Raw genomic sequence first — 15,527 nt, 5'->3', positions numbered from 1 at the left:
ATTAATCTTCCATCTTATTTTTCAGTTTACCCAATAATACATGTGTGTTTTTTACCGCTATACTGGTCGACTTCCAATCAATCCCGGCTTGTGGCTTTAAGACCAGCATACCTTTTCCAGCTGGTGCAGTTTCTACAGCCTGCAACAAATACTGCTGCTGACCCTTCACCAGAAACACATACTCCTTACCCTCAAAACGAACAACTGCATCTTCACCAATAACAGCAGCTTCAGGTTGCTTAAGTTGAAACTCGCCTGTCAAAAACATGCCAGGCAATAAATCGTGAGATTTTTGTTCAAAATGGCAATGCACCAAACCACTTCTGTTTGCATCAATATTACGGGTAGTTAGAATTACTTCAACTGGATACTGTTTCTCAGGCTGATCAGCTAAAGCAACTTTAGCCTGCATACCTTTCCGTACCAAAGCAAAATCTTTCTCAAAAACCGTAAGTGCCGCATGGATATCGTTTGGATCTACCAATTCAAACAATACATCTGCCGGGTTCACATATTTGCCTACGTTAACATTTATCTTGGTTACATATCCATTAATTGGAGATCGAACAGGTACAGTTCTGGAAATATTGTTTACCTGTAATTGCTCAGGCTGTATACCAATTATGCGTAATTTTTCTTCCAATGCTTTAATCAATACTTGCTGGGTTTTATACTCAGCTTGTACCTGCTGATAAGACTTCTTACTGGTTGCATCCTGTGCACTCAATGATTGCTGACGCTCCACATCTGCCTGCAGGTATTCCATTCTGGCTTTAGCCATTAGATAATCTTGCTGCAATTGCACATAACTCTGATCTTCCATCACAGCAATCACTTCGCCTTTACGCACACTTGTTCCTGGCAATAAATGAGATTGCTTAAGATAACCACCCAGCGGAAAGCTGACAGAAATCAAGCTTTGTGGTGGCACATCCACCATTCCATTTACTTTAATTGTGGTAATAACCGGCTGCATAACAGGCTTACCCGTTTCAATAGCTGCGTTTTTTGCCTGCGCGGGTGTTAGCGCTACCATTTCTTCCATAATCGCAACCGAATCTTTATCTGTTGATTCCACTGCTTTTTCTTTACAAGAAAAGAGCAGGGTTAAGCCAAAGATTATTCCTATATATTTCATCTGATTATTTTTTTTCAGGTAATAAATACAATAACATGATTTCTGCCATCCGACAGCTGCGTAAAGCTTCAATATATTGAACTCGAATATCAAAAGCTTGTTGAACAAGAATGCCCCATTCAAGATAGCTGATGGCACCATTCTGATACTGAAGATTTGCTGTCTGAATAATTAATTCAGCCTGCTTCAATGCAGTTTGCTCATAGTATTGAATGGTTGCACGATGTTTTTGATACGACTGCCACTCTATTGCAAGTTTGCTTTGCAAATCCTGCAATACAATACCTGCATGTGTTGAAGTAATCGCTTCATTAATCTTAGCCGCTGCTACCCTGCTTTTGCCAGCCTGATTAAACAAAGGAACAGTTAGTCCTGCAGTTAAGGAACTAAACCTTCTGCCAAAATCAGCATAGCTCTCTGTTTTATCCTTTTTTGTTTGCCAGCCAATTAGCGACTGATTATTGTAACCCACCTGCCACTCAGGCGCCATCCTGCTTTTTTCTACATCAGTCTCAGCCTTAGCCGAAACAATCTGCGACTGATACACGCCAAGAAGGGGGTGTTGTCTAATCAATGCAGTATCGAATAAACGCTTACCCGGACTCAATGGATCAGCAGGTAACCAAGCATGCTCTGTCTGTAATAGAATAGACAATTGTTGTTGCACAGCCTTAACATCCTGGTCAAGATTGCCCAGCATTAGTTTTGTCTGTCTGGCATAATTCTCCAAGCTCACTTTCTCCAGCAAATTGGTTTCCCCTTTTTCGTATCGCAATGCAGCTTTTTGCACATAACCGCTGTATACACTATCCATTTGCATCAATACCAATTTTCTCAACTGCAGGTATTGCATATCTAAATACAATTCCCGCATCAGCTTATCCAGATCAGTTTGCTGTAATATCGTGTATTGCTTAGCCCTTTGTACATAAGTTTCTAATAAAACCCTTCGATCTCTGTAGTAGCCCGGTGAAGCAAAGTTTTGAATAAGCGAAAGCTTACCATCAAAGCTGATGCTGTTATAGTTACCCAATTCTGTAAGCACCTGCGTCTTGGGTATATCCCTAGCCGTACCCAACATAGCTTTTGCAAATTGCTCCTGCAGCAATTGCTGCTGAATTACCATTGCCTTTTCACGAGCCAATAGCAATAAATCCTGCTCTTTAACCGGATATGCTGTCTGCGCCTGCGCTGTTACTGAAGCAAACAAAAGGAATACAACCGCAACAACATGGTGTTTCTTTTTCCTTGGTTTAATATGCTCAAAGAGAAAGTACAAACATGGCAGTACCAGTAAGGTTAAGAATGTAGCACTAATTAGGCCGCCAATCACAACTGTTGCCAATGGTCTTTGCACTTCTGCGCCAGCACCGCTACTGATCGCCATGGGTAAAAAACCTAATGAAGCCACTGCGGCTGTCATCAATACAGGCCTTAGACGAATCTGCGTTGCCTGCATAATGATAGATTTAATATCAGCCACCCCATCTGCTTTAAGTCTGTTCATTTCAGTTATCAATACTATACCATTTAAGACTGCTACCCCAAACAAGGCAATAAAACCAACACCTGCAGAAATACTAAAAGGCATATCCCTGATCCATAAAGCTAATACACCACCAATTGCAGATAGTGGAATAGCTGAGAAGATCAACAAACTATACTTCAATTGATTGAAAGCAAAATAAAGCATCATCAAAATAAGCAATAAGGCAATCGGCACAGCTATACTTAATCTCTTGGTAGCATGTAACAGATTTTCATAAGCGCCGCCATAAGTAATGTAATAGCCGGCAGGAAGTTCAATCTTAGCACTTACCTTTTGCTGCAATTCATTCACAATACTTTGTACATCTCTACCACGAACATTAAACCCAACAGTAATTCTTCGCTGTGCATCTTCGCGCTGAATTTGGTAAGGACCATCCTGCAAAGAAACATTGGCAAGTACATGCAGCGGTACTTGCTCGCCCCCTCTAACACCAATCATCAGATTGCTGATATTATCAAGATCCTGCCTTATGCCTTTATCTAATTTCACAGACAAAGCAAAGCGACGATCACCTTCAAATACCAAACCCGCTTCTGCGCCAGCATAGGCAGCACGAATTACCCGATTGATTTCCTCTACATCTGCCCCATAGCGCGCAATAGCTTCACGGTTATACGTAATCACCATCTGAGGTACACCAGTTACTGTTTCTATGTATAAATCCTTCGCGCCTTCAATTTTCTTGATTATCTCGCCTAACTCAGCAGCATGTCTGGCTAAACTATCCAGGTCTTCACCAAATATTTTACACACCACATCTTGTCTTGCACCAGTCATTAATTCATTGAAACGCATCTGTACCGGGAACTGGAAACCAGTAGCAACACCGGGCACATCCTGTAGAGCTTCACTCATCTTCTCAGCAAGTTCATCAAAAGTTTTAGCGCTTGTCCACTGCTTTTTGTCTTTCAAAATCACCATCATATCAGCTGCTTCCAAAGGCATAGGATCTGTTGGAATCTCTCCTGCGCCAATTTTTGTAACTACTTTCTCTACTTCAGGAAAACGCTGCAACAGTACTTTGGCAGTTTTTTGTGTAGTGGAAACTGTACTAGTCAAAGAAGAACCTGTGAGCAATCTTGTATCAACTGCAAAATCACCTTCTTCCAACTTAGGTATAAATTCCCCGCCCAAAGTTGTTAGCACTAATACGGAAAGTATAAAAGCTACGGCACTGGCACCTACAACCCATTTCGGAAAACGAAGTACCCACTGCAGACTTGGCTTATACCAGGCTTGCAGCACTTTCATCATCTTATCAGATATCGTGGGATGATGACTGATTTTCTTACTCAGCATCAATGTGCTAACCATAGGTATATAGGTGAGTGATAATAAGAAAGCACCCAAAATGGCAAAAGAAACGGTTTGGGCCATCGGACGGAACATTTTCCCTTCAATGCCTTGCAAGGTTAGAATAGGCAAGTAAACAATCAGGATAATGATCTGCCCAAAAACAGCCGCATTCATCATTTTCTTGGAAGCAGTCTCAACTTCAGTATCCATTTGATGCTGATTGAGTTTGGTGGACTCTTTAAAACCCGAGTGATGGCTGAGTTTATGCATCACAGCTTCTACAATAATAACAGCACCATCTACTAGCAAACCAAAATCCAGTGCACCCAGACTCATTAGATTACCACTTACACCAAATAGGTTCATCATAATGATGGCAAAAAGCATAGATAGTGGAATCACTGAAGCTACCAATAGACCCGCTCTCAGATTACCTAAGAACAAGACAAGCACAAAAACTACGATTAATGCACCTTCAATCAGGTTCTGCTCAACTGTACCAATGGCATTATTAACCATCTTGGTTCTGTCCAGGAATGGCTCAATTACAACACCTTCAGGAAGCGATTCACTAATTTTTGCAATCTTGGATTTGATGTCCTGAATCACCACATTACTATTGGCACCTTTCAGCATCATCACAACAGCACCAGCCACTTCACCCTGATCATTGTATACTGTTGCACCATACCTAATTGCACTTCCAATTTGAACCGTTGCTACATCCCTTACCAATACAGGTATACCCGAATCGAGTTTCTTCACAACAATGGCGCCGATATCATCCAAACTTTTGACCAAACCTTCACTTCTGATGAAGAGTACGTTCGGGCCTTTTTCAATATACGCACCACCAGTATTCTGATTATTGCGCTGTACGGCATCAAACACATCACTGATAGTAATATTGAAACTCCGGAGCTTATCTGTATTCACAGCTACTTCAAACTGTTTCAATAAACCGCCAAAACTGCTTACGTCAGCCACACCAGGTGTACCCAATAGCTGTCTTCTAACAATCCAGTCTTGAATTGTTCTCAACTCTGTCAGTGAGTATTTGCTTTCATAACCAGGCTTGGTTTTAACAACATATTGAAATACTTCACCCAATCCTGTAGTAACGGGGCCTAATTCAGGTGCACCTATTCCTGCAGGTATTTGCTGTTGGGCTTGTACCATTCTTTCGCTCACTTGTTGCCTTGCCCAATACACATCTGTTTTATCGTCAAATACAATGGTTACCAGACTTAGTCCAAAACGAGAAAAACTTCTTTGCTCAATAATACCGGGCACATTACGGGTAGCCTGTTCCAAAGGCACTGTAATGAATCGCTCCACATCGGGTGCACCAAGACTTGGTGCCGATGTAATAATCATTACCTGATTATTGGTAATATCCGGTACAGCATCAATGGGCAGCTTGGTTACAGCGATACTACCCCAGATAATTAATCCTAAGGTCATCAGTCCTATCAGCAGTTTGTTGCGGATAGAGAACTGAATAATCGAATTCAGCATATGTACAATGAATTAGTTGCAGTACCCAAGGGGTACTGATGATTAAATGTATTCTCAGTAAAGAATACTAAGCACGTGGAGGCTGAAAAATATCGCCGTGAATCAGTGAATAATCAACGGGTTCATCAAAGAGAAAAAATTCTTGCTGAAGCACTATGGGATGCGGTACCTCAATGCTGACCCATTGGGCAGGCATACTTACTGGGGTAGCAACACAACAAGCTTCAGCTGTTTTAAATGGCAGCTGCATGTCACGGGAAAAATCATCATCAACTACCATTTTGTCTGCATAGTGCATGCGCAGAAACGCAGTAAAGCTAATCTTTGGATCTTCTTTTCGATGCTCTACAAAATGCTGGAGCATGATGGGCAGTTTCAAAAGCTGATACGCATCGGTTGTACCGAATGTATAGACAAAGACTAAACATATGACAGCCCATTTCCGCATTGCTTACAAATGTAAGCAATGCGGTGGACTTCATCATATGATAAAAATCAAAAGGTGTTCAGGAAGGACCAGTCAATACCAATCAGGAATTGCTTGGTATTGTAACGGTCAACATTACCGCTTAATTGAAAACGATAGGCAGCATTCAGCTTGACCGTACTGTTGAAAATCAGCTGAACTGCCGGGGCCATATCTAAAAAACTGCCCGACTTGTCTAACAAACTGCCGCCAAGAAACTCTGTATAAAGGTTGAAGTTAACTTGCTTATAGTTTTTATAAGACTTGGGAAACACCAAGTATCCAGCAGATAAACTATACATCATAGCTGAACGTGCATCCAAGGCCGTAAACTTATTTCCACCAAGATTATCCATTCTTCTAGTATAAGCAAGACTACCAGACACCGCCAGTTTATGTAAGAGCTGGGTACCAATCAAACCCATACTCCAACCACTTTGTGTACCATCCAGGTTTAGGTCATTTGTGTAGTGCTGATATTTAACCGTATGCTGGCCGCCACCGGGTAAATTGTGCACTTCTGTTCTTGACATACTGGCTGGATTACCAACTAAGGAAACCTTTCCATAGGCAGCCATGCGAAAATGACTATGCAGACCATCATTGCTTAAGAAACGATATTTTACATACGCACTTGCACCTTCTACCTTATATCTGGATTGAAACATATCAGATGCTGTTGTATTTAGCTTCAGCATCCATTTACTGTTCAATCCAAACATAGCTTCTACCATTACCCTGGAACTCGTGCTGTTATCGAACTGCATCGGCATATGCATACCATTCAGACGCATTACCGTTGATTTGGCAGGTACATTGCTGGCTGGTTCTGTAAAAATGTATAATTCCTGAGCCTGAACATTTTGTATCAAAAAGGCCAGGCTAATAATCCATATTAATTTGCGCATAGAATCAGATGGTTACGTGAAAAACGCGTGTACCTGAAGTATTACTGGTTTTGTTGCAGCAAGCTTCCATTACACCTGTATTGTAGCACTTCATTTTGGTGTATTGGGCATTCTTCTTATAGTCTTTAGCTGGAACAAAATTCTTATCCAGAATGGTTAACTCAACATTACCCTTCAGCGTTTGTGGCTTTACATTCATGAAGTGATAAGTCTTACCCTGAATGGTTAGATGTGCGTCATTCTGAACAGCTACCCCATCCAATTTAGCTTTAACCTTAAGTGCCGCCACAGAAAACCCGGCATCAGTAACTGCTTTTTTCAGTAGATCTGCATCCATATTTGCACCCTCTTTGAATGTAATATCAAAGCCTGATGTAGCCACATCTGCTTCTACTTTATCTACAAAAGGTATGGCAGTTAATGCTTTGAAAATAGCTTTAGAACAAAGTGAGCAGGTTAAGCCACTGGCCTGCAGCTTAGCAGAACTGAATTGTGCTTGAACCGTAATACTGGCCAACACAATACCTAACAGAAGAGAAAATTTTTTCATAGTAAATGATATAAGCAGAAGCATACCGGCAATGCCGGTATGCTATCTTAATAATGAATAATTACGATTATTTAGCGCAGCAGGATTTACCGTCTTTGCAACAGTCGTGCTTGCCATCTGTTGTCTTGCAACAGCTCATATCAGGCTTGCAACAGCCTTCTTTACCACAACTGGCTTTATCCTTACAACAAGCCATTGCAGTTGCATCTGCCTTTTTGCAACAGTCTTGCTTAGCACAGGCTTCTTTATCCTTGCAGCAATCCATTTTTGCATCAGCGCCTGCTACAGTTGCTTTACAGCAATCTTTGGTACATTTTTCCTTATCTGCACAACAAGCATCACCTTCTTTTGCAGTTGCATTCTTTCTGTCGTATTTGCAGCACTCATGTAATTGAGCATAAACAGCATCAGGAGCTGTCAGGTTTTCTGTATCGTGTCCAACATTTGCAACAGCAGCTTCTACCTTCTTGGCGGTAGCAGCACTTGCGTACTTATAAGTAAGCATTTTGCTCTCTTCATTCCATACTGCACTTGTTGCACCTGCAGCTTTAGCAGCTTTTTCGATACGTGCTTTACACATACCGCAATTACCCCATACTTTCAGGGTTGCGCTGTTTGTTTTTTTAACCTGAGCGAAAGAAGAAAAGGAGAATAATACGAATGCACTTAAAAGTGCGAGAATTTGTGTTTTCATGATCAATAATTTGAATTTGATAATATTTGTCTATTCAGCCGATTGGCTTAACGATGGGAAATAGAACAGTATCAAATTCTGAAAACACAATAAAGTATGTTCAATGGAGCTTCAGACTGCGGAGGCGCATTTGCAGCATATGCTTGTAACTTTTCTGATTCCTGAAAGAGAAGTGCAGAAAGGTCAAATTGCCTAGCAGGCAGGTAAATCACAGGAACTAATATATTGTAGGCAACTGAGCTAATCTGGTGCTTATCTTCCAGCTTAACCACTTTTGCACTGGTCTTGCAACAGCCTTTTTTATCCTCGGCTTTTTTACACGCACACATTTTCTTGGCAGACACTGCAATTTTTTGTGCGCGCAGTTTTCCCATGCAGTAATGCAAATTCACTACAAAACCGCTACTAACGGTAAAGTAGAGTAATGCAATGATGGCAACGAGAAAACGCTTCATGGAAGCAAAAATAGGGCAATGGGGTATACCGCCAAGCTTTTATAATCTGTTAAAATACTAATTGACGAAATTCCACCACACACCCAGTCTCGGCCATAAACCAGTATTGGGGTAATTTTCTGCAACAAAGTTGTATCTGCTGGCTGGGCGTTTACCTGAAGGTATCAGGGTATTCAGCTGCTCAATTCTTACAAAACCCTTGAAACTCTTGATTCTGAAGTGAAAAAAGAAATTGGCATCAGGTCTGTTCTCCAAACTGAACTGATCTTGGAAATAGAACAAACCAACAAAAGGACTATATCCATTGCCTCTATACGGCGTGAAATAACGTAGTTCCAACCCCGTGGAAAGAAACAGATTGGTAAAGAAATTTCCCTCAAACGCAATACGGCTTCTAGTCAAAAGTAAAGGCAGATTCACAGGTGGTTTACCTGTGGTCTGTTGTATATGTGCTTCCAAATACCAGTTTACATGTCTGGCCAGTTTGAATTGCTTCTCGGCTCCAACATGTAAGACCTGAAAAAGCGTTGCTTCTTGCTGTGCCTTAAAGAAACTATCTGCATAGGTATAATTACTTACCAGATATAGGTTTCCATAGAGCTTTAACTGCAATTTACTATTGAAGTAGCCCGCAGCAATTTTGGTAACATTCTCTTTATTAAGCCCCCCACTAATTGTATTAGGAATGCTGGATTGATTATCGAAAACAAAACTCGGTGTCCTGTTCACATTTTGAAAAGCCAACTCCAATGCATCACGTTTTTGACGGATCAATTTCTGTAAGCGAAGATTTACTGCATAATCGCCTGCATTCAAACCCACCAGATACAACTTACCTGTTGCTTCAATATCCCATACCTGATTACGACTTCTATTGCGATACTCACCTATTCCATATAGATTATAGAACTGCTCTTTTACTGCACCGGTATAACCAAACTTGCCAAATAAATTCTGTACACCTATGCCGGTTTTAATAAACTGATTCTGATTCTGTTTATCTGGGAATGTAAGTAAACTGAATTCATTACGAATATTCAACCAATTGTCTCGGAAACGAATAGTATCTCCATTCGCAATATTTCGTACGGAATAATTAAAGTACTGTTTATAGCGTGTGGAATCGGCAGCGATATCTGAGAAGAGATAGTCTTGTTGTGACAATTGTGCTACATGCTCCACACGAAATCTTGGATAAAAAATTCTGGTAACAACAGAATCAACTACGATAGAATCCTTCTTCCCAAAGTCCAAATAATGCCTAACGAGAAATGTGCTGTACTTATACGTATTGCCTGTAAACACGGTAGTATTGAACGGATTTCCTCTCCGTACAGCCGGATTGCCAATGCGTGTAGGTTGCGTAAAGGGATCATCAATATTGTTCAGTGAATCTAATCGGGCTGGATTGATGAGTCCACCATTTTCCGATGAAGCATTTTTGTTGGACAAATACACGAATTGCAACCCATACTTTCTGTTGCGTGATTTGTATTGAGCAGTAAGGCGCAGGTTATTGACAGTGGCATTCTGCACCTGATAATCTCCCTGGGAATTACTGAAACGATATTCAATGGAAAAATTGAAATTGTCTTTTCTGTTCTGTGTGTGAATCAAGTCTATCAATTGCTCAGAACGTTTACCAAGCGCATAACCAAATTCAGTGTAAGGCCTGGTGGTTTGAAAGAATCTGGTGTTTTGTAAAGAGAAATTATAGACATCATATTGATGAAAACCAGGATCCCAGCCTGCCTGCATCAGCGGACGAAATACCAGTGATTGCGCAGCAGTACCCATATTCCCTAAGTGATTGTACGTCCAATGAAAAGGAAAGCGCTTATAATAATCATTGATAGAGGAGTCTAGGGTTCTATTGGCAGAAGAATCATAATACTTGTAAAAGATCGTAATAGAATCTGCATAACGATCTCTTTTTGCTAATGAATCATTTCCTTTCTGCGCACGCATGGGCCTGCCATTCCGATCGTAAGCGATGTTGTTATTACCGGATGCGCTGGCTGGTCTGTCTGTGATTGCTCTTGGACGCACTTGGGCATATACAGTACTGCTAGCTACAAGCATGAGCAGGAGCAGCAAGTATGATATGGAACGATTCGGGAACATTCGGCTGTAATGTACTCCTTATGCTGTAAACAAAAGGCTAAGACTGATCAGAGTGAACGGATCAACTCAGTGAAGAGCAGCGTCAGTTTAGGTTCAGCATTACGGGCAGCTTCCAGTACTTCCTCATGTGTAATCACATTCTCTTCTTCACGGATACCAAGATCGGTAATCACACTCACAGCAGCAATGCGCATACCACAATGCACAGCTGTAATTACTTCCTGTACCGTACTCATACCAACTGCATCACCTCCTACGGCTTTAATCAGTTTGTATTCTGCACGTGTTTCAAAAGTAGGACCAGTTACGCCTGTGTAGACACCATAATGTAGCGAGATATTGTTAGCATCTGCAATCGTCGTTAATTGTTGGATCAACTCTTTACTGTAAGGCTCACTCATATCGGGAAAGCGCACGCCCAGTTCATCTTCATTCTTACCCAATAATGGATTGGGCGTAAAGAAACTGATATGGTCATTGATGACCATCAAATCACCAACATTGAACATGGGGTTAACACCACCAGCTGCATTGCTCAGTAACAGGGTTTCAATTCCCAGCATACGCATTACGCGAACAGGATAAGCCACCTGCTGTGCTGTGTAGCCTTCATAGAAGTGAAAGCGACCGGCCATAACCAATACATCCTTACCACCTAGTTTACCGAGAATAAGTTTACCACTATGGCCTTCTACTGTACTTACAGGAAAATGGGGAATTTCTGCGTATGGAATAGATGCAGCTACTTCAATCTTTTCGGCCAGATTGCTAAGTCCACTACCAAGAATAATTCCAATACTTGCGGAAGCATTAAACCTGGATCGAATAAAATTTGCTGTCTCTTGTAATTGCTGCATCAATTGCGACATAGTAAAAAATTAATCCGCAAATATACAGCATTGAGCGGCTTTTACTTACAGCACCATTTCGGGAACATGATCAGGTACAACGAGCTTACCAGCTGTTTTCGCAACAATCTCTTCCACACTTACACCGGGCGCACGTTCTCTCAGCAGAAAACCTTCCGGCGTAATATCCAATGCAGCTAATTCAGTCACAACTTTTTTAACACAACCTACACCGGTGAGTGGCAAAGTACATGCTGGTAATAATTTACTTTCTCCCTTTGGATTGGTATGCATCATGGCGACGATGATGTTTCTCGCACTGGCCACCAGATCCATAGCACCACCCATACCCTTCACCATTTTACCAGGTATTTTCCAGTTGGCAATATCACCCTGATCACTCACTTCCATCGCGCCAAGCACCGTAAGGTCAATTTTTCCGGCACGAATCATACCAAAGCTTTCAGCGCTATCAAAAAAAGCACCACCGGGAATGACGGTAACCGTTTCCTTACCTGCATTGATCAAGTCTGCATCAATTGCTGCCTCTTCAGGATAAGGGCCCATTCCCAGAATTCCATTCTCACTTTGCAATACAACGGTCATGCCTTCTGGAATAAAATTGGCTACCAATGTTGGAATACCAATACCCAGGTTTACATACATACCCTGGCGCAACTCCTTTGCAATACGTTTCGCAATACCATATTTATCCAAAGCCATCTTACTTGCTTTTAATTGTTTGATTGAATACGTACTGTTCTGCGCTCAATACGCTTTTCATAATTATTGCCTTGAAAAATGCGGTGAACATATACACCTGCTACATCTACATGATCAGGATCAATCTCACCAGGCTGTACCAACTCTTCAACTTCTGCAATAGTAATGGAGCCAGCTTTAGCCATTGAAGTAGAAAAGTTTCTGGTACTTTTTCTGAATACGAGATTACCCATGGTATCGCCCTTCCAGGCTTTTACAATAGCAAAATCAGCATGCAAAGCATGCTCCATCAGGTATTTTTTCCCGTTAAACTCACGTATTTCTTTGCCTTCGGCAATTTCTGTTCCATATCCGGCAGGTGTAAAGAAAGCAGGAATGCCCATACCAGCCATTTGAATTCTGGTTGCCAGCGTACCCTGTGGAATCAAATCAACCTCTAACTCACCCTGTAACAATTGCCTTTCAAATTCTGCATTCTCACCCACATAACTGCTCATCATCTTTCTGATTTGTCTTGTCTTCAACAACAAGCCCAAACCAAAATCATCCACCCCTGCGTTATTGGAAATACAGGTAAGGTCCTTTACACCACTTCTCACCAATGCTGCTATACAATTTTCTGGAATACCATTGAGGCCAAAACCGCCCAGCATGAGGGTGGCACCGTCACGAATATCGGCAACAGCCGCATCAGCAGATGCAACGAGTTTATTCATATGGCAAAATTTGGAGGCAAAAATAGGCAGCTAAGCGCTACTTACGTGGTTTTACTTGTGAAGGGGGTATTTCTTTGGCACGAACGGCATAAGCCACGGCTGAATCCATCAACTCCAGGTATTGTTTAGGCCTTTGCTCATACCAGCGCATCGCATCTTCAAACCCTTTTCTGGATATGCTATGTGAGGATAGAATCTTCTGATACAACTGAGTATTCAGTTTCTGTTGGCGCGCCACACTATCTTTAAACATCACCTCGTTGAACCACTCATCAGCAACTGACATTTCCCACACAATTACTTTCATCGAATCAACAGGTATGGGCGCATTCCCGGTACTGCTGCAAGCAAGTACCATCATTGCAATGAAAACTCCAATCAAATACTTCCTCATTTCAATTCCTGTTTATATACACCTGCATTGACAATATCAATAGTACCTAACACATCCAATGCTCTCGATTTTTCCTGTGCAGGAGCTTTCTTAAAAATGCCCACCAATTCTGTTGTCTTGCCTTGCATGAAGACCTGCAAAAACATGGTATTGGGGTTTTCACGGTTAAATGCCTGCAACTGAATCAAAGACTGCAGGATATTTGCCCTTGCATCCTTTTCACTAGCGTAAAGTTTATCAAGTCCTGATCTATAATATGAGTACACAATATCATGGATGATATTATACCGACTGTTCAGCATATTCTCGCTTAACCAATAACGATTGCGTAATCCGTCAAATACGCGCCAGCCGCTGATATTTCTACCTTCTGGTGCATTATTCACAATGTTTTGTGCTTTCTGAAAAAAAGCGTCTCCGCCTTTTGGCGAAAAAGAATCGTAATCCAATCCGAGAATGGTGTACACATAAAAAGCAAAAACAGCAGTTAGGTTTGCGGCAAGCGGATCTGATCCCTGTACCCTATTCTCATTAAATTCCACAGGTTGAAATTCCTGATACTTAAAATAAAGATCAGGATCTTGAAAATTGAGCAAAGCTGCCTGATAAGAGGATTGATATACCGGCCTTGCAGCCTGAATGATCAGCGTTGCTTTAAAAAGATTCTGACTTTCTACGCTTTCAATATTCAAAATAAAACTACACTGAATTTTTTCCTGTTGCTTGAAAACATCATTCGTCCACTTTCGATTATTCAGCAAGTTGGCCAATTGATTCTGTAGTGTAACAAACACTTTTCTATCAACAGTAGAATTCACTCTTGATGAATTGATGCTAACCTTAGCCTGCAACTCCTGCGCATGAGCAATGGCTGCAGTACAAGACCATACAATCAAAAACAGTATATGCTTACCCATTTCGTTTTGCAATAATGAGTTGAACAATCGCTTCAGCCATATCCTGCTTAGACTGCAAAGGCAATGATTGCTTATCTGCAGAGGTGATAAATACAGCCTGATTGGTATCATAACCAAATCCCGCACCGGGATTCTCCAAAGTATTCAAGACAACTGCATCTAGTTTCTTATGAATAAGCTTCTTATGTGCATTGGCTTCGCCATCATTGGTTTCCAATGCAAATCCTAGTAGAAACTGGTTCGCTTGCTTACGCTCACCCATAGCAAGCAAAATATCCTTTGTCTTCACCAGTTCCAATTGCATACCAGCATCACCTGACTTTTTGATCTTGCTATCTGCTACCATCTGTGGTGTGAAATCAGCAACTGCAGCATTCATCACTATGATATCAGCTGCTTCCATTCCAGCCATGCAGGCTTCATACATCTGCGCAGCAGTTTGTACAGAAACCACACGGATGCCTGCATAAGCAGGGCAACGATCCATCGGCCCAGCAATCAGCAATACTTCAGCACCTTGCATATACAAAGCTTCTGCAAGTGCAATACCCATTTTGCCCGATGAACGATTACCTACAAAACGTACCGGGTCTATCGGCTCATGTGTGGGGCCTGCAGTTACTAAGGCCTTCTTTCCAGCAAGCGCTGTATTTCTGAAATATGTTTCTACAATCCATGTAAGGATATACTCAGGTTCGGCAACACGCCCATCACCCTCCAAGCCACTGGCTAAAGCACCCTTACCAACAGGTAGTACGCGATTGCCGGCTTCCTGTAGCAAGGCGATGTTTCGCTTGGTTGCCTTATGGTGCCACATATCTTCATCCATAGCAGGGGCAATTGCAACCGGACAAGTTGCAGAGAGATACACAGCCATCAAGAGATTATCACAAATACCATTGGCCATTTTTGCCATTGTATTGCAACTGGCTGGTACAATCAGCATCAGATCAGCCCAGCGACCAAGCATTACATGATTGGCCCAGCTGTCTTCAGCAAACATATCAGTCAGTACCTTTTTACCAGATAAAGTGGCCAAAGTGAGCGGCGCCACAAAATCCTTTGCAGCCGGTGTCATGATCACTTGTACTTCTGCGCCGGCTTTTGTGAGCAGCCTTAGTAAATGAATGGATTTATAGGCAGCAATACTACCAGTGATACCCAGAATAATCTTTTTTCCCAGCAATGCTCGCATACCGTAAAGTAAAACAAAAAACGGCAGTCAAAT

Annotated in this window: 14 protein-coding genes; all 14 read right to left on the bottom strand. The window is 41.7% G+C overall.

The window, feature by feature from the left end:
- Window position 1: 1 nt before the first annotated feature.
- Entirely contained in the window at window positions 2–1,138 is a 1,137-nt protein-coding gene (locus J0L83_00760; protein MBN8663076.1) for an efflux RND transporter periplasmic adaptor subunit, read from the bottom strand.
- 4 nt (window positions 1,139–1,142) lie between these two features.
- Window positions 1,143–5,504 (bottom strand): CusA/CzcA family heavy metal efflux RND transporter, encoded by a 4,362-nt coding sequence (locus J0L83_00755; protein MBN8663075.1) that lies wholly within the window; start codon window positions 5,502–5,504, stop codon window positions 1,143–1,145.
- 67 nt (window positions 5,505–5,571) lie between these two features.
- Window positions 5,572–5,952 carry a hypothetical protein gene (locus J0L83_00750; GenBank protein ID MBN8663074.1) on the bottom strand — a complete coding sequence of 127 codons (381 nt, stop codon included), beginning with the start codon at window positions 5,950–5,952 and terminating at the stop codon, window positions 5,572–5,574.
- Window positions 5,953–5,999: 47 nt separating this feature from the next.
- Window positions 6,000–6,878: a hypothetical protein gene (locus J0L83_00745; protein ID MBN8663073.1), complete on the bottom strand. Its 879-nt coding sequence runs from the start codon at window positions 6,876–6,878 to the stop codon at window positions 6,000–6,002.
- A 4-nt stretch (window positions 6,879–6,882) separates the two neighbouring features.
- Entirely contained in the window at window positions 6,883–7,428 is a 546-nt protein-coding gene (locus tag J0L83_00740; GenBank protein MBN8663072.1) for a heavy-metal-associated domain-containing protein, read from the bottom strand.
- A 67-nt stretch (window positions 7,429–7,495) separates the two neighbouring features.
- Window positions 7,496–8,122 carry a hypothetical protein gene (locus J0L83_00735; protein MBN8663071.1) on the bottom strand — a complete coding sequence of 209 codons (627 nt, stop codon included), beginning with the start codon at window positions 8,120–8,122 and terminating at the stop codon, window positions 7,496–7,498.
- Window positions 8,123–8,193: 71 nt separating this feature from the next.
- A complete protein-coding gene (locus J0L83_00730) occupies window positions 8,194–8,577 on the bottom strand; it encodes a hypothetical protein (protein MBN8663070.1) in 384 nt (127 codons plus the stop codon).
- Window positions 8,578–8,634: 57 nt separating this feature from the next.
- Window positions 8,635–10,659: a hypothetical protein gene (locus J0L83_00725; GenBank protein ID MBN8663069.1), complete on the bottom strand. Its 2,025-nt coding sequence runs from the start codon at window positions 10,657–10,659 to the stop codon at window positions 8,635–8,637.
- An 89-nt stretch (window positions 10,660–10,748) separates the two neighbouring features.
- The gene (locus J0L83_00720) at window positions 10,749–11,570 is read right to left on the bottom strand and encodes a purine-nucleoside phosphorylase (protein MBN8663068.1); all 822 of its coding nucleotides are present in this window, start codon (window positions 11,568–11,570) and stop codon (window positions 10,749–10,751) included.
- 45 nt (window positions 11,571–11,615) lie between these two features.
- The gene (locus tag J0L83_00715; GenBank protein ID MBN8663067.1) at window positions 11,616–12,272 is read right to left on the bottom strand and encodes a CoA transferase subunit B; all 657 of its coding nucleotides are present in this window, start codon (window positions 12,270–12,272) and stop codon (window positions 11,616–11,618) included.
- 11 nt (window positions 12,273–12,283) lie between these two features.
- Window positions 12,284–12,988, bottom strand: a complete 705-nt coding sequence (locus tag J0L83_00710) for a CoA transferase subunit A (protein MBN8663066.1) — start codon at window positions 12,986–12,988, stop codon at window positions 12,284–12,286.
- A gap of 37 nt (window positions 12,989–13,025) precedes the next feature.
- Window positions 13,026–13,382, bottom strand: coding sequence for a DUF4296 domain-containing protein (locus tag J0L83_00705; protein ID MBN8663065.1), 357 nt, complete (start codon window positions 13,380–13,382; stop codon window positions 13,026–13,028).
- The gene (locus J0L83_00700; protein ID MBN8663064.1) at window positions 13,379–14,299 is read right to left on the bottom strand and encodes a DUF4835 family protein; all 921 of its coding nucleotides are present in this window, start codon (window positions 14,297–14,299) and stop codon (window positions 13,379–13,381) included. Before J0L83_00700 ends, J0L83_00705 begins: the two co-directional genes overlap by 4 nt.
- Window positions 14,292–15,494: a bifunctional phosphopantothenoylcysteine decarboxylase/phosphopantothenate--cysteine ligase CoaBC gene (gene coaBC / locus J0L83_00695; GenBank protein MBN8663063.1), complete on the bottom strand. Its 1,203-nt coding sequence runs from the start codon at window positions 15,492–15,494 to the stop codon at window positions 14,292–14,294. Before coaBC ends, J0L83_00700 begins: the two co-directional genes overlap by 8 nt.
- Window positions 15,495–15,527: the final 33 nt, after the last annotated feature.

Source organism: Chitinophagales bacterium (genome assembly GCA_017303835.1).
Lineage (GTDB): Bacteria > Bacteroidota > Bacteroidia > Chitinophagales > Chitinophagaceae > JAFLBI01.
This window is presented reverse-complemented; position numbering and strand designations above follow the sequence as displayed.